This is a genomic window from Pseudomonas sp. NFACC41-3 (assembly GCF_900109505.1).
Classification (GTDB): domain Bacteria; phylum Pseudomonadota; class Gammaproteobacteria; order Pseudomonadales; family Pseudomonadaceae; genus Aquipseudomonas; species Aquipseudomonas chlororaphis.
The window spans coordinates 798,461-813,062 of the sequence record NZ_FOAE01000003.1; the positions used below are offsets into that span (position 1 = coordinate 798,461).

At 59.8% G+C, this 14,602-nt stretch carries 16 protein-coding genes and 1 pseudogene; 7 read left to right on the plus strand and 10 right to left on the minus strand.

The window, feature by feature from the left end; all coding sequences use genetic code 11:
- The first annotated feature begins 8 nt into the window (after positions 1-8).
- The 3 genes from trpD to BMY68_RS17935 all read left to right on the plus strand — a co-directional run bounded on the left by trpD (position 9) and on the right by BMY68_RS17935 (position 2,660).
- Complete coding sequence (gene trpD / locus BMY68_RS17925; RefSeq protein WP_009045865.1) at positions 9-1,058, plus strand: anthranilate phosphoribosyltransferase; 1,050 nt, start codon at positions 9-11, stop codon at positions 1,056-1,058.
- Positions 1,055-1,891 carry an indole-3-glycerol phosphate synthase TrpC gene (gene trpC / locus BMY68_RS17930; protein WP_009045864.1) on the plus strand — a complete coding sequence of 279 codons (837 nt, stop codon included), beginning with the start codon at positions 1,055-1,057 and terminating at the stop codon, positions 1,889-1,891. The genes trpD and trpC overlap by 4 nt, the downstream gene beginning before the upstream one ends.
- Positions 1,892-1,958: 67 nt before the next feature.
- On the plus strand, positions 1,959-2,660 hold the full coding sequence (locus BMY68_RS17935; protein WP_085533154.1) for a lipoate--protein ligase family protein: 702 nt from the start codon (positions 1,959-1,961) through the stop codon (positions 2,658-2,660).
- On the opposite strand, the gene crp is transcribed toward BMY68_RS17935, so the two are convergent.
- Positions 2,657-3,301: a cAMP-activated global transcriptional regulator CRP gene (crp, locus tag BMY68_RS17940; RefSeq protein ID WP_085533156.1), complete on the minus strand. Its 645-nt coding sequence runs from the start codon at positions 3,299-3,301 to the stop codon at positions 2,657-2,659. The genes BMY68_RS17935 and crp overlap by 4 nt on opposite strands.
- 235 nt (positions 3,302-3,536) lie before the next feature.
- Here crp and BMY68_RS17945 point away from each other — a divergent pair, with 235 nt between their 5' ends.
- Positions 3,537-3,959, plus strand: coding sequence for an OsmC family protein (locus BMY68_RS17945; RefSeq protein ID WP_009045862.1), 423 nt, complete (start codon positions 3,537-3,539; stop codon positions 3,957-3,959).
- 82 nt (positions 3,960-4,041) lie between these two features.
- On the opposite strand, the gene coq7 is transcribed toward BMY68_RS17945, so the two are convergent.
- The 6 genes from coq7 to hemJ form a co-directional block, all read right to left on the minus strand.
- On the minus strand, positions 4,042-4,689 hold the full coding sequence (gene coq7 / locus BMY68_RS17950; protein ID WP_007930179.1) for a 2-polyprenyl-3-methyl-6-methoxy-1,4-benzoquinone monooxygenase: 648 nt from the start codon (positions 4,687-4,689) through the stop codon (positions 4,042-4,044).
- 125 nt (positions 4,690-4,814) lie between these two features.
- Positions 4,815-5,153 carry a histidine triad nucleotide-binding protein gene (locus BMY68_RS17955; RefSeq protein WP_007930180.1) on the minus strand — a complete coding sequence of 113 codons (339 nt, stop codon included), beginning with the start codon at positions 5,151-5,153 and terminating at the stop codon, positions 4,815-4,817.
- Between the two features lie 79 nt (positions 5,154-5,232).
- A complete protein-coding gene (locus BMY68_RS17960) occupies positions 5,233-6,021 on the minus strand; it encodes an SDR family NAD(P)-dependent oxidoreductase (protein ID WP_007930181.1) in 789 nt (262 codons plus the stop codon).
- Positions 6,022-6,151: 130 nt separating this feature from the next.
- Positions 6,152-7,015, minus strand: coding sequence for a DUF805 domain-containing protein (locus tag BMY68_RS17965; protein WP_085533157.1), 864 nt, complete (start codon positions 7,013-7,015; stop codon positions 6,152-6,154).
- Positions 7,016-7,107: 92 nt separating this feature from the next.
- Positions 7,108-8,076 carry an NAD(P)H-dependent flavin oxidoreductase gene (locus BMY68_RS17970; RefSeq protein ID WP_085533159.1) on the minus strand — a complete coding sequence of 323 codons (969 nt, stop codon included), beginning with the start codon at positions 8,074-8,076 and terminating at the stop codon, positions 7,108-7,110.
- Positions 8,077-8,110: 34 nt separating this feature from the next.
- The gene (gene hemJ, locus BMY68_RS17975) at positions 8,111-8,542 is read right to left on the minus strand and encodes a protoporphyrinogen oxidase HemJ (RefSeq protein ID WP_007930191.1); all 432 of its coding nucleotides are present in this window, start codon (positions 8,540-8,542) and stop codon (positions 8,111-8,113) included.
- A 134-nt stretch (positions 8,543-8,676) separates the two neighbouring features.
- On the opposite strand from hemJ, the gene argC reads away from it, so the two are divergent.
- Complete coding sequence (argC, locus tag BMY68_RS17980) at positions 8,677-9,711, plus strand: N-acetyl-gamma-glutamyl-phosphate reductase (protein ID WP_009045860.1); 1,035 nt, start codon at positions 8,677-8,679, stop codon at positions 9,709-9,711.
- A 166-nt stretch (positions 9,712-9,877) separates the two neighbouring features.
- The gene (erpA, locus tag BMY68_RS17985) at positions 9,878-10,228 is read left to right on the plus strand and encodes an iron-sulfur cluster insertion protein ErpA (protein ID WP_007906865.1); all 351 of its coding nucleotides are present in this window, start codon (positions 9,878-9,880) and stop codon (positions 10,226-10,228) included.
- Positions 10,229-10,295: 67 nt separating this feature from the next.
- Here erpA and BMY68_RS17990 read toward each other — a convergent pair whose 3' ends face one another.
- Together BMY68_RS17990 and BMY68_RS17995 are read right to left on the minus strand one after the other, a co-directional pair.
- Positions 10,296-11,387 (minus strand): anhydro-N-acetylmuramic acid kinase, encoded by a 1,092-nt coding sequence (locus BMY68_RS17990; RefSeq protein WP_085533161.1) that lies wholly within the window; start codon positions 11,385-11,387, stop codon positions 10,296-10,298.
- A gap of 2 nt (positions 11,388-11,389) precedes the next feature.
- Positions 11,390-12,820 carry a peptidoglycan DD-metalloendopeptidase family protein gene (locus BMY68_RS17995; RefSeq protein ID WP_062824444.1) on the minus strand — a complete coding sequence of 477 codons (1,431 nt, stop codon included), beginning with the start codon at positions 12,818-12,820 and terminating at the stop codon, positions 11,390-11,392.
- 211 nt (positions 12,821-13,031) lie between these two features.
- Here BMY68_RS17995 and tyrS point away from each other — a divergent pair, with 211 nt between their 5' ends.
- On the plus strand, positions 13,032-14,231 hold the full coding sequence (tyrS, locus tag BMY68_RS18000) for a tyrosine--tRNA ligase (RefSeq protein WP_085533163.1): 1,200 nt from the start codon (positions 13,032-13,034) through the stop codon (positions 14,229-14,231).
- On the opposite strand, the pseudogene BMY68_RS30140 reads toward tyrS, so the two are convergent.
- Positions 14,218-14,602 (minus strand): annotated as a pseudogene (locus tag BMY68_RS30140) (hypothetical protein); the annotation flags it as partial. The gene tyrS and the pseudogene BMY68_RS30140 overlap by 14 nt on opposite strands.

The following is a 14,602-nucleotide window of genomic DNA, read 5'->3' on the forward strand; positions in this document are numbered from 1 at the left end:
GACTTTCCATGGATATCAAGACTGCCCTGAGCCGTATCGTCGGCCATCTCGATCTGAGCACCGATGAAATGCGCCAAGTCATGCGTGAAATCATGACCGGCCAGTGCACCGATGCACAGATTGGCGCCTTCATGATGGCCATGCGCATGAAAAGCGAAAGCATCGACGAAATCGTCGGCGCTGTTTCGGTCATGCGCGAGCTGGCGGACAAGGTCGAGCTGAAAACCCTCGACGGTGTGGTCGATGTGGTCGGCACCGGCGGTGACGGTGCGAACATCTTCAACGTGTCCACGGCTTCTTCCTTTGTAGTCGCCGCAGCCGGTTGCACGGTGGCCAAGCACGGCAACCGCGCGGTGTCCGGGAAAAGCGGCAGTGCCGACCTGCTCGAATCCGCCGGTATCTACCTGAACCTGACGCCGGTACAGGTCGCCCGCTGTATCGACAACGTCGGCATCGGCTTCATGTTCGCCCAGTCCCATCACGGTGCCATGAAGTACGCCGCTGGCCCGCGCCGCGATCTCGGCCTGCGCACCCTGTTCAATATGCTTGGCCCGCTTACGAATCCGGCCGGTGTGAAACATCAGGTGGTGGGTGTGTTCACTCAGGCGTTGTGCCGGCCGTTGGCCGAGGTTTTGCAACGCCTGGGCAGCAAGCACGTGCTGGTGGTGCACTCTCAGGATGGCCTGGATGAATTCAGCCTCGCCGCGCCGACCTTCGTCGCCGAGCTGAAGGACGACCAGATCACTGAATATTGGGTTCAGCCCGAAGACCTCGGCATAAAGAGCCAGAGCTTGTTCGGCCTGGTGGTCGAAAGCCCGGCGGCATCGCTCGAGTTGATTCGTGATGCCCTGGGGCGGCGCAAGACCGAGCACGGGCAGAAGGCGGCGGAGATGATCGTGCTCAATGCCGGTGCCGCGCTCTATGCGGCGGACCATGCCAGCAGCCTGAAAGAGGGCGTGGCCCTGGCCCATGACGCTTTGCACACTGGGCTGGCTCGCGAGAAGCTTGAGGAGTTGGGTGCCTTTACCGCGGTATTCAAGCAGGAGAATGAAGGATGAGTGTGCCGACGGTTCTGGAAAAAATCCTCGCCCGCAAGGTCGAGGAAGTGGCTGAGCGTAGCGCACGAGTAAGCCTGGCCGAACTTGAAGGCCAGGCCCGTGTCGCGGATGCGCCGCGCGGCTTTGCCAAGGCGCTGCTCGACCAGGCCAAGCTCAAGCAGCCGGCGGTGATCGCCGAAATCAAGAAAGCCTCGCCGAGCAAAGGCGTGATCCGTGAGCATTTCGTCCCGGCAGAGATCGCCAAGAGCTATGAGAAGGGCGGCGCGACCTGCCTGTCGGTACTCACCGATATCGATTATTTCCAGGGCGCCGATGCCTATCTGCAACAGGCGCGTGCCGCCTGTTCGTTGCCGGTGATTCGCAAGGACTTCATGATCGATCCGTACCAGATCGTCGAAGCCCGCGCATTGGGGGCCGACTGCGTGCTGCTGATCGTGGCCGCGCTGGATGATGCCAGGATGGCTGAACTGGCTGCCGTGGCCAAAGGCGTGGGTCTCGATGTGCTGGTCGAAGTGCATGATGGCGATGAGCTGGAGCGTGCCCTGAAAACCCTCGACACGCCGCTGGTGGGTATCAACAACCGTAACCTGCACACCTTCGAGGTCAATCTGGAGACCACCCTCGATCTGTTGCCGCAGATTCCGCGCGATCGTCTGGTGATCACCGAGAGCGGTATCCTCAACCGGGCCGATGTCGAGCTGATGGAAATCAGCGACGTTTACTCCTTCCTGGTGGGCGAGGCCTTTATGCGGGCCGAGAGCCCAGGCCTGGAACTGCAACGCCTGTTCTTCCCGGAACGTGGCGTGCCGGTGAGCGGTTCGACCCTGGACTGAACCCGAGTTGATGAAGAAGCCGGCGCCGCCGGCTTTTTTATACCTAGCGCAAAGGACCTTTACTGCCATGATCCAGCCCCTTTCCCTGACCGTCGAAGCCGGCCTGCAGGCCGAACAGGATCTGCTCGCCCAGGTATGCAGCGGTGACCAGGAGTACGGCCTGTTGTTCTGGCAGCCGAGCGACAGAGCGCTGGTGATGCCGCGACGCTTGAGCCGTTTGCCGGGGTTCGATCAGGCCTGCGACGCGCTGGCCGCCAGTGGCTGGCCGGTGTTGCTGCGAGAAACCGGTGGGGAGCCGGTGCCGCAATCGGCGGCGACGGTCAATATCGCGCTGGTTTATGCGCCGCCTCGCAGCGAGGGTGATCAGAACCGGATCGAAACCGGTTATCGCCGTTTGTGTCAGCCGATCTGCGACCTGCTTTCCGAGCTGGGAGGCGAGCCCTCCCTGGGTGAAGTCGAGGGCGCTTTCTGCGATGGTCGGTTCAACGTCAATCTCAACGGGCGCAAGATGGTCGGCACCGCCCAGCGTTGGCGCCAGAGCAAGGGGGGAACGCGTCCGGTTGGGTTGGTGCATGGCGCGCTGTTGCTGGATGACGAGCGGGAAACCATGGTGGCGGCGGTCAATCGTTTCAATCAGGCCTGTGGCCTGGAGCAGCGTTGCCGCGCCGAGAGCCATATCGCCTTGCATGAGGCATTCGCCGCGCCGAATGCCATCGAGCGCCTGGATACCCTGTACCGGCAGATGCTGGCGCAGTTCCTGCCGCTCTAACGGGTGCCGAACACCACCATGGTCTTGCCTTTGACATGGACCAGGTTGCGTTCTTCGAGGTCCTTGAGCACCCGGCCGACCATCTCCCTTGAGCAGCCGACGATCCGCCCGATTTCCTGGCGGGTCACCTTGATCTGCATTCCATCCGGATGGGTCATGGCATCTGGCTGCTTGCACAGTTCGAGCAGGCAGCGGGCCACGCGCCCGGTGACATCGAAGAACGCCAGGTCGCCGACCTTGCGGGTGGTGTTGCGCAGGCGCTGGGCGATCTGGCCGCTGAGCACGTACAGAATGTCCGGGTCCTGTTGGGACAGCTCACGGAATTTTGCATAGCTGATCTCCGCGACTTCACATTCGACCTTGGCCCGTACCCAGGCGCTGCGTTGCTGCTCATGCCCGGCCTGTTCGAACAGGCCCAGCTCGCCGAAAAAATCCCCGGCATTGAGATAGGCGATGATCATTTCCCGACCGTCGTCATCTTCGATCAGGATGGTGACCGAGCCTTTGACGATGAAGAACAGCATGTCCGACTGATCGCCGGCGCAGATGATGTTGCTCTTGGCCTGATAGCGGCGGCGCTGGCAATGCATCAACAGCTTGTCGAGGTTCTTGATCTTGGGTGTAGGGGCAAGAGCAACCATGGTTGTATCCCGAAAAGACAGCACGGTGTGATTTGGTTTTTTTATGGGGCGGTCAAGCTGATCGCCGATAGCTGGCAATGCGCCAGTGATTTGGCGCCAGCTTAACAGACGCTTCCTTTGGGTAATTAAGAATTTTCCTATCAGAACTGAGTGTGGCACCCGAACAGGCAAAGCGCTGCCATCCCGGGCCCCTGTGCTAAGCTGGCGACCCTTTTTTAGCAGTGGAGTCTTGGCGATGAAGGCACGCATCCAATGGGCTGGCGAAGCCATGTTCCTCGGGGAATCGGGCAGCGGTCATGTGGTGGTAATGGATGGCCCGCCGGAAGCCGGTGGTCGTAACCTGGGCGTGCGCCCGATGGAAATGCTCCTGCTCGGCGTAGGCGGTTGCAGCAACTTCGATGTGGTCAGCATCCTGAAGAAATCCCGCCAGGCTGTCGAAAGTTGCGAAGCCTTCCTCGACGCCGAGCGTGCGACCGAGGACCCCAAGGTCTTCACCAAGATCCACATGCACTTCGTGGTCAAGGGCCGCGGGTTGAAAGAAGCCCAGGTCAAGCGCGCCATCGAGCTGTCGGCGGAAAAATACTGCTCGGCATCGATCATGCTCGGTGCGGCCGGGGTTGCCATCACTCACGATTACGAAATCGTCGAGCTCGGCTGAGTCGCCATTCAACCCTCCCGAATTCGCGGCAAAAGAAAGGGCGCTGAAAAAGCGCCCTTTTTTTACCTGCGATTTGTATCGCTCAGATCCGGTAAGTGCTTTTGGTCATGACCTTGGCCAGTAGGCTCATGCCGAATTTTACCGGCGCCGGGAAGCGGAATCCGCCCGCGTCCAGGGCGCTTTCGGCGTGTTGTTCTTCGTCGATGCGCATCTGCTCGAGAATCGCCCGGGATTTTTCGTCCTCGGCCGGCAATTGCTCAAGGTGTTCGTTGAGGTGTTTGCACACCTGATCTTCGGTGGCAGCCACGAAACCCAGGCTGACCTTGTCGCTGATCAGCCCGGCCACTGCGCCGATGCCGAACGACATGCCATAAAACAGTGGGTTGAGCACGCTGGTGTGGCTACCCAGTTGGTGAATGCGTTGCTCGCACCAGACCAGGTGATCGATTTCTTCTTCCGCGGCATGCTCCATGGCGGCGCGCACTTGCGGCAGCTTGGCGGTCAGTGCCTGGCCCTGGTACAGCGCCTGGGCGCAGACTTCGCCGGTATGATTGATGCGCATCAGGCCGGCGACATGCTTGGTGTCCTCTTCGCTCATCTGTACGTCCGGCTGCACGATGGCAGGGGAAGGGCGATAAGGCTGGCCGCTGAAGGGCAGCAAGGTACGCATTGCCGCATCTGCCTGCAGCAGTAGACGGTCAATCGGCGAGTAGTGACGTTGGGTAGTCATGCTTACCTCCGGGAAGAATCACGGCGGCCAGTTTACCCCAATCGATGGGCAGAGGCCTGCGCTGGATCAGCACACTCTCGGCAAAAGCGGGCGAGGAGTGTGCTGTCGCGCACCTTGGATGGGGATCAGCCCGGCGGCCAGTGCATCTGGCGCTGACCCAGAACGTGCATGTGAATGTGATACACGGTCTGGCCACCGAGTTCATTGCAGTTCATGACGACCCGGAAGCCTTCTTCGCAGCCCAGCTCCCTGGCCAGACGCTGGGCGGTGAACAGGATATGTCCGGCCAGCAGCTTGTCGTCTTCGGTCAGGTCATTGAGGGTGCGTACCGGCTTTTTCGGAACTACCAGGAAATGCACGGGGGCCTGTGGGGCGATATCGTGGAAGGCCAGAACCTGGTCGTCCTCATAGATGATCTTCGCCGGTATTTCCCGGTTGATGATCTTGGTGAACAGAGTATCCACAGCTGTTTCTCCGTTGTGTTGGTCCGGGCTGAGTGTACTCAGGCAAGCCGAGTGCGCCCAGCCTTAGATGGTTGCCAGGTCAGCGCGGGCAATAGGCTTTGTTGACGGCGCCGGAAATCTTGCGGGTCAGCCAGCGCGAACCCAGGCGCGGGCTGAATGCAAACCAGCGGTTGCGGCGGCCGGGGATGATAATGGCGCGATTCTTGTCCAGGGCGCGCACGGTGTACAGCGCGACTTCTTCCGGGCTCATCAGCAGTTTGCTGTCGTTAAGCTTGCTGGTGTTCAGCTGGGCGGTATCAAAGAAACCGGTGCGGGTCGGGCCAGGGCAGAGCACGGAAACCTTCACTGCATTGTTTTTCAGCTCTTCGCGCAGGCCTTCGGAGAAGTGCAGTACATAGGCCTTGCTGGCGTAGTAGGTGCTCATCCAGGGGCCGGGATAGAAGCCGGCGATCGAAGCGACGTTGAGAATCTGCCCGCCGCCCTGCAAGGCCATGCTGTTGCCCAGGGCATGACACAGCCGGGTGAGGGCCAGAATGTTCACTTCGATCAGGTCCTGCTCGGTCATCCAGTCCTGGGCGAGGAAGGGGCCGCAGGTGCCGATGCCGGCGCAGTTCACCAATAGATCGATCTGCCGGTCGCCTTCCTCCAGCTCCAGCAGGAAACCCGAAAGCCGCAAAGGCTCGGACAGGTCGCAGGCACGGAACAGCACCTCCACACCAAAGCGTTGGGTCAACTCGATGGCGATGCTTTCCAGCTGATCACGCTGACGGGCCACCAGGATCAGGCTGCGGCCGCGCCGGGCCAGCGCTTCGGCCAGGGCCAGGCCTATGCCGCTGGAGGCGCCGGTGATCAGAGCGTAACGGGTCATGCGGTTCTCCATTGCAACGGCCGGTTGCCTGTAGGGAAAAGTCCCAGGCAGCGGCGCGTTAATTCAATCCGATAGTCTACAGGGGGCCGGGGCGGGCTCGCTGCTTTCGCTGTTCCTGTTTCTGGGCGCCCTAGACCGAGCTGAGACCACCGATGAAGGACAGCAGCAAGACGATTATCCACAGCGCGGCAAGCCCCTTGACCGCTCCACTGTTTGGCGGAGGCGGCGCGCCGTAACGATTGGCGCCGGTGTTGCCCGGCAGGATCGCCAGCAGCAGCGGAAACACCGCGTACACAAATGGCAGCAAGTTCAACAGCCAGAGCCAGCCCGACCAGCCCAGGTCATGCAGGCGCTGAACGGAAATGGTGATGTTCAGATAGGCGAAGGCCAGTGCTACGACGCCGAGGAAGATCATTCCCGTCACCTGCAGGCCGTTGCCGACCAGAGCTGCGGTCAGGAAGCCGCCGGCCAGGGTGGTCAGCAGGATCAACACCAGGGTCCAGGCGAGATAACGCAGGCGCCCGATGCGTCCTTCGACGGTGTAGAACTTCAGCTCGCCAAACTCGGGAAGGGGATCGCCCACTGTGGCTTGAGGCGGGGTGTAGGGCGAAGTACCCGCGCCGGCCATGGGTTCTGGCGTCGGCGTAGGGGCCGGGCGTTGCCAGTCACTTGTCACGGTGGGTTCTGCCTGGGGCAAGTCCACCGAAGGCGCTGGTGCTGGGGGGGCAGGCTGAGGTGCCGGTTGGCTGGCGCCTGGGGCACGATCCGGTTCGATGCGTGGGGCGATCCCGGCCTGGTTCAGCGCGGCGAGATAAATGTCCGCGTCCTGTTGGGAGAGGTCGCGCTTGAGGGTGGTGTTTTGCCCCTTGAACAGAGGCTCGATCGCGGCGATATCGCTTTTGAACAGCTTGGCGATTTTCTGCTTGGCATGTTCGATGTCGACACCCGGAAGCAGAGCCCCGTCAAATATGATCTTGAAACGGTCTTCGCTCATGCAGGGCTTCCTTGTCGGCTATATAGAGAGGGCTTTCGCAGGGCGACAGTTTAAGGCCAGCCGTCCGTTGCTGGCCAAAAAACATCAGCGATTCAGCGCGGCCAGCGTTGCGGTAGCCGGGCGGCCAGTTCCTGCGCGGCACGGTATTCGGCGTCCAGGCGGGCGACCAGTTGATCGACGCTCGGCAAGTCATCGATTTCACCGACGCCTTGTCCGGCGGACCACACGGTTTTCCAGGCTTTGGCTTCATCGCTGAGCGGCTTGAGTTTCGAGCCGAAGTTGACTTCGCCTTTGCCCTGCAGGGCGGCAAGGTCGAAGCCGGCGTTTTCCAGGCTTTGGCGCATGAAGCTTGCTGGAACCCCGGAGACTGCCGCGGTGTGCACAATGTCGGCGGCCTTGGCGCTCAGCAGCATCTCCTTGTAGGCCTCCGGCGCATGGCTTTCCGTGGTGCCGATAAAACGCGTGCCGAAGTAGGCGAGGTCGGCGCCGAGCAACTGTGCGGCGAGGATCTCGTGGCCGTGGTTCAGGCAGCCAGCCAGCAGCAGCGTCTTGTCGAAGAACTGGCGGATTTCGGCGATCAGGGAGAACGGGCTCCAGGTCCCGGCGTGGCCACCGGCGCCGGCGGCTACGGCGATCAGGCCATCGACCCCGGCGTCGGCGGCTTTTTCCGCGTGGCGCCGGGTGGTGACGTCATGGAAGACCAGGCCTCCATAGGCATGCACTGCATCGACCAGTTCCTTCACCGCTCCCAGGCTGGTGATGACGATAGGCACCTTGTGTTCGATACAGATCGCCAGGTCGGCATTCAAGCGTGGGTTGCTGTGATGCACGATCAGGTTGACGGCATAGGGCGCGGGGTTTTCCAGGGTCGCAAGGCCTGCTTCGATTTCTTCCAGCCAGGCCTTGAAGCCACTGCTTTCACGCTGGTTGAGGGCAGGGAAACTGCCGACCACCCCATTGCGGCAGCACGCCAGAACCAGTTGTGGGTTGGAAATCAGGAACATCGGCGCAGCCACGACAGGCAGGCGCAAGCGTTGTTCGAGCAGAGCGGGCAGCGACATTGGAAGTACCCCGAATAATGACGGCTAGTAGAAGTTAGAACGGCCGGACGACGACCAGAATTACGATAGCCAGCAATACCAGAACTGGCACTTCATTGAACCAGCGGTAAAAGACATGGCTGCGGGTGTTTTCGCCACGGGCAAAACGTTTTACCTGGGCGCCGCACATATGGTGGTAGCCAATCAGGATGACCACCAGGGTCAGCTTGGCATGCATCCAGCCGCCCTGGCCGAAGTAGGCGCTGGGGTTCAGGCTCAGCAGCCAGATACCGAAAATCAGCGTGGCAATCATCGCTGGGCCCATGATTCCGCGGTACAGCTTGCGCTCCATGATGCTGAAGCGTTCCTTGCTGATCGTGTCTTCGCTTTGAGCGTGATAAACGAACAGGCGCGGCAGGTAGAACAGACCGGCAAACCAGCAGACCAGACTGACGATGTGAAAGGCTTTGAGCCACAGATAGAGCATTTCGGTTATTCCCAGGTTCACGGTAGCGAAGATAGTAGTGGCAGGAGCATCCGCACGTCACCTTGACGGTTGTCGCAGGGGCGCGCGGCCCCTATTATCGACGGCTTTCCAGTGGGTTCGTTGAGGGCAGGTTTATGGTCAAGGTCGGTATCGTCGGCGGCACGGGTTACACCGGGGTCGAACTGCTGCGTCTGTTGGCACAGCATCCGCAAGCAGAAGTGGTGGTCATCACTTCCCGATCCGAGGCAGGCCTTGCCGTTGCCGATATGTACCCGAACCTGCGAGGCCACTATGACGGCCTGGCATTCAGCGTTCCGGACATCAAGACCCTTGGTGCCTGCGATGTGGTGTTCTTCGCGACTCCGCACGGCGTTGCCCATGCCCTGGCGGGTGAGCTGCTGGCTGCCGGTACCAAGGTCATCGACCTGTCGGCGGACTTCCGTCTGCAGGACGCCGATGAGTGGGCCAAGTGGTACGGCCAGCCCCATGGGGCCCCTGAGTTGCTCGACGAAGCCGTCTATGGCCTGCCGGAAGTCAATCGCGAGCAGATCAAGAAGGCACGCCTGATCGCTGTTCCGGGTTGCTACCCGACCGCTACCCAACTCGGCTTCCTGCCATTGCTGGAAGCCGGGCTGGCCGACACTTCGCGGCTGATCGCCGACTGCAAGTCGGGTGTCAGCGGGGCGGGTCGGGGTGCCAGCGTCGGCTCCCTGTACTCCGAGACTTCGGAAAGCATGAAGGCCTATGCGGTCAAAGGTCATCGTCACCTGCCGGAGATTCGCCAGGGCCTGCGTCGTGCGGCGGGCAAGGATGTCGGCCTGACGTTCGTGCCGCACCTGACGCCGATGATCCGTGGCATTCACTCGACGCTCTATTCCACTGTCGTAGACAAGTCGGTGGACCTGCAGGCGCTGTTCGAGAAACGTTATGCCAACGAGCCGTTCGTGGATGTGATGCCGGCGGGCAGTCATCCGGAAACCCGCAGCGTGCGGGGCGCCAACGTCTGCCGGATTGCCGTGCACCGTCCGCAGGATGGCGATCTGGTGGTCGTGTTGTCGGTGATCGACAACCTGGTCAAAGGCGCGTCGGGCCAGGCCGTACAGAACCTGAACATCCTGTTCGGTCTGGACGAGCGTCTGGGCCTGTCCCACGCCGGCATGCTGCCTTAAGGCGTCTGCCTGCTTCAGCAAAAGGCCCGTTATGGGCCTTTTTGCATGTTGCGGTGAGCCCTGGGCTTATTGATATACCGTAACAATAGTTGACCGCTTTTCTGGGAGAAGCGGATAATGCGCGTCATCACGCATTATGGCGGCGTAACGCCGGGAGATAGTCAGCATGAGCGTCGAATCCTTCACCCCCACGGCTTTGCAATTTACCCACGGTGCCGCGCACAAGGTGAAGAGCCTGGTCGATGAAGAGGGTAATGATCGCTTGAAGCTGCGCGTATTCGTTACGGGCGGCGGTTGTTCAGGGTTTCAGTACGGCTTCACTTTCGATGAAGAAGTCGCGGATGACGACACCATCGTCGAGCGCGAAGGCGTCAGCCTGGTGGTCGATCCGATGAGCTTCCAGTACCTGGCGGGTGCCGAGGTGGATTATCAGGAAGGCCTGGAAGGTTCGCGTTTCGTGATCAAGAATCCGAATGCCACGACCACTTGCGGTTGCGGGTCTTCGTTCTCGATCTGATCGCTGAATAAGGTTTTACCAAGCGCCGCAGGGCTTTCGGGCTCTGCGGCGTCTTGCTGTCTGGCGATCAGGCGGGGTAGATCGCACCCAGGATACGCAAGCCGCGGGCGCCGGTGACACTTGGGCGGTTGGCGGCTATGCCTTCCAGGCAGCAGTGGGCCAGCCAGGCGAATGCCATGGCTTCAACCCAGTCCGGATCGACGCCATGGGTGGCGGTACTGCTGACCGCGGTGTTAGGCAGCAGGCTTGACAGGCGATTCATCAAGGCCGAGTTGTGAGCGCCGCCACCGCAGACCAGCAGCTCCTGGGTATCGGTCTGCGCGGCTTGCAGCGACTCGACGATGGTCAGCGCGGTCAGCTCCAGGAGCGTTGCCTGTACGTTTTCTGGGGGCAAGACTGGCAGGCGAGCCAGATGTTCCTGTAGCCACTCCAGGTTGAATACCTCGCGACCCGTACTCTTCGGGCCTTGAGTGGCAAAGAATGGGTCGCTGAGCAGCGCGTTCAGCAGCAGCGGCTCAACCTGACCGCTGGCAGCCCATTGGCCATCGCGATCGTAGTTTTCTCCTCGCTGGGCATTGATCCAGGCATCCAGCAGGACGTTACCCGGGCCGCAGTCGAAGCCGGCAACCGGCTTGTCGCTCTCGATCAGGCTCAGGTTGCTGAAGCCGCCAACATTGAGGACCGCGCGCTTGCCGCAGCTTTGATCAAAGAGCGCTTCATGAAAGGCCGGTACCAGTGGAGCGCCCTGGCCGCCGGCGGCGACGTCGCGGCTGCGGAAGTCGCTGACAACCGTGATTCCGGTCAGCTCTGTCAGTAATGCCGGGTTGCCGATCTGGACCGTGAAGCCGCGGGTGGGCTCGTGGCGGATGGTCTGGCCATGACTGCCAATGGCGCGGATGTCTGCGGGTTTCAGTTTCTGTTGGGCAAGCAGGCTATGAATAGCCTCGGCGGCCAGTTTTACCCAGTTTTGCTGGGCGATGGCGGAGCGGGCGATTTCATCGGGACCGCTGGCGCACAAGCCAAGCAGCTCGGCGCGCAGGGATTCAGGCATGGGAATGTAATGCGTGGCGATCAGCCTGATCGCCGGTGTTTGCTCGATGAGCGCGATATCCAGGCCATCAAGACTGGTCCCGGACATCACACCTATATAGAGCGCCATGCTTAACGCTTGTTCGAAGCGAGCAGGGTGGCTTTTTCCTGATCCATCCGCGCCATCAGCGGCTGGCTTTGTTGCAGGAAGCGCGCGCGTTCCGCTTTGGCGATCGGGTCGGCCATTGGCAGCTTCTGGCCCAGTGGATCGACATGAACGCCGTTGACCTGGAACTCGTAATGCAAATGCGGGCCCGTGGAAAGCCCGGTGGTGCCGATGTAACCGATCACCTGACCCTGCTTGACGGTTCCGCCGGTCTTGACGCCTTTGGCGAAGCCTTGCATATGGCCGTACAGCGTGCGGTAAGCATTGCCGTGCTGGATGATCACGGTGTTGCCGTATCCGCCACGACGCCCGGCCAAGAGCACCTTGCCATCGCCGGCTGCCTTGATTGGCGTACCGCGCGGGGCTGCGTAGTCGACGCCTTTGTGAGCGCGGATCTTGTTCAGGATCGGGTGTTTGCGGCCCATGGAGAAGCGCGAACTGATACGTGCGAAGTCCACCGGCGTACGGATAAAGGCCTTGCGCATGCTATTGCCATCAGCGGTGTAATAACTGCTCATGCCTTGTTTGTTGGTGTAGCGCACCGCGGTGTAGGTCTTGCCACGGTTGGTGAAGCGGGCGGAGAGAATGTTGCGGGTACCCACGGCTTTACCATTGACGACGGTCTGTTCGTAGATCACGTCGAACTCGTCGCCGGGGCGAATATCCTGGGCGAAGTCGATGTCGTAGCCAAAGACGTTGGCCATGTCCATCGTCAGACTGTGAGAGAGGCCGGCACGTGCTGCGGATTGCGACAGCGAGCTGTTGATCACGCCATGAACGTAGGCCGTGCGCACCATGGGCTTGGCGGTGATACGGCTGAAGGCGAAGCCTTTTGGCCCTTTGGTCAGGGTGATGCTTTCCAGGTCATTGACCTTGCTGTGCAGATTGTTCAACTGGCCGTCCGGACCCAGTTCGAACTCAAGTTTCTGGCCGCGCTTCAACTGGGTGAACTGCTTGGCTTGCTTGTCGCTGGCCAACACGTCATGCACCGAAGTGGCAGGTAGGCCGACCTTCTCGAATAGCGTGGAAAGGGTGTCGCCCTTGGCAACAATGACTTCCCTGTGATTCGCTGCCTTCTTTTCTTCCGCCACGGCCGGAGTTGGCTGTTCTTGAGCGGTTTCAGTGGTTTTCGCAGTGTCTTCGGGGCTGTTTTCGATTTGTGCGAACGGGGACGCTACGGCTTCATTTGTGGCTTGTACGGCGTCTGCGGCGTCTTGATCTTGTGTCAGTTGTTCGGCCGGGCTTTCCAAGTCGAGGCTCAGAGTTGTTCTTTTGGCTTCTACATCGCTGGAAGGGAATACCAGGAGCGCCAGGCTGAGGAGGGCGGCGATACCACTTGCGGCGAGCAGGTGGGTCTTCGGATAAAGCGGCGGGGCTTTAGGCGGTTCTGTGATCATAAGTAATTTTGACTTTGGAAAAGATGAATTGGAAAAGATGAATGACATGATGAAGATGAAATAACTGTATAAAATATAACCAAATCATCTGTTAAGCAAGCCTGCGGACGTCCTGTTCGTGGAAAGCTATCCGTACGCCGGGCAAAACTTGTAATTGGGCGCTGATCTTGTATGGTTGGTTCCCTTTGAATCTGAGCCTTGCGGGTCTGTTATGAAGTCGGTTGAAGAGCAGCTAGCGCTGATCAAACGTGGTGCAGAAGAGTTGTTGGTCGAGTCCGAGCTGATCGAAAAGCTCAAGCGCGGTCAGCCGCTGCGTATTAAGGCTGGCTTCGACCCAACGGCGCCGGATTTGCACCTGGGTCATACCGTGCTTATTAATAAGCTGCGCCAGTTCCAGGATCTGGGTCATCAGGTGATCTTCCTGATCGGCGACTTCACTGGGATGATCGGTGATCCGAGTGGCAAGAGTGCAACCCGTCCGCCGCTGACTCGCGAGCAAGTCCTCGAAAATGCCGAGACCTACAAGAGCCAGGTGTTCAAGATTCTTGATCCGGCGAAAACCGAGGTGGCCTTCAACTCCACCTGGATGGACGAGATGGGACCTGCGGACTTCATTCGCCTGACTTCCCAGTACACCGTTGCTCGCATGCTCGAGCGTGACGACTTCGACAAGCGCTATTCCACCAATCAACCCATTGCCATTCATGAGTTCCTCTATCCGCTGGTTCAGGGTTATGACTCGGTGGCGCTGCGTGCCGATGTGGAGTTGGGCGGTACCGATCAGAAGTTCAATCTGTTGATGGGGCGTGAGCTGCAGCGCGGTTATGGTCAGGAGGCCCAGTGCATTCTGACGATGCCGTTGCTCGAGGGGTTGGACGGCGTCAAGAAGATGTCCAAGTCGCTGGGTAACTATGTAGGTATCCAGGAAGCACCGGGTGTCATGTATAGCAAGCTGGTCTCCATTCCGGATGCGTTGATGTGGCGTTACTTCGAGCTGCTGAGCTTCCGCTCCATGGATGAGATTCTTTCCTTTAAGGCAGATGTCGAGGCGGGTGCGAATCCGCGGGATATCAAGATCAAGCTGGCTGAAGAAATCGTTGCGCGTTTCCATGGTGAGGAGGCTGCAGCGAATGCTCATCGTGCTGCGGGCAACCGCATGAAGGATGGTGAGCTGCCGGATGATCTGCCTGAGATCGAGCTGGCTGCTGCTGAAGACATGCCGATCGCGGCTGTCCTTAATAAGGCGGGCTTGGTAAAGAACTCGGCAATGGCGCGTGACCTGCTCGGTTCGGGTGGTGTTCGTATAGATGGTGAGGTTGTTGAGCGTTCCTTTATATGGGCTGTCGGCTCGACTCATGTTTGCCAGGCCGGAAAGAAGGCTTTTGCACGTATTACGCTTAAAACCGAATAAAACTGAAAATAGGTGTTGACGGCGAATTATATCTCTCTATAATTCGCCCCACTTCCGGCGCAGTCGAAACGGAAAACTCCTTGAGATTCAATGAGTTACACGGTTTTCGGCAGCGGTCACGCTTCAGTTCATCGAAGCCCGAAGGAGTTGGTTCGGCAATAAGTTTTCGCCGAGTTAACGATTCGATCTTCTCGGTCGAAAGCGGAGAAAAAGAGGTGTTGACAGCAGCGTGTAACGCTGTAGAATTCGCCTCCCGCTGACGAGAGATCGGAAGCGCAAGTGGTTGAAGTTGCAAAGGAAACTTTGAAAGCTTCTTAAAATAACCGCTTGACAGATACAGAGGCTGCTGTAGAATGCGCGCCTCGGTTGAG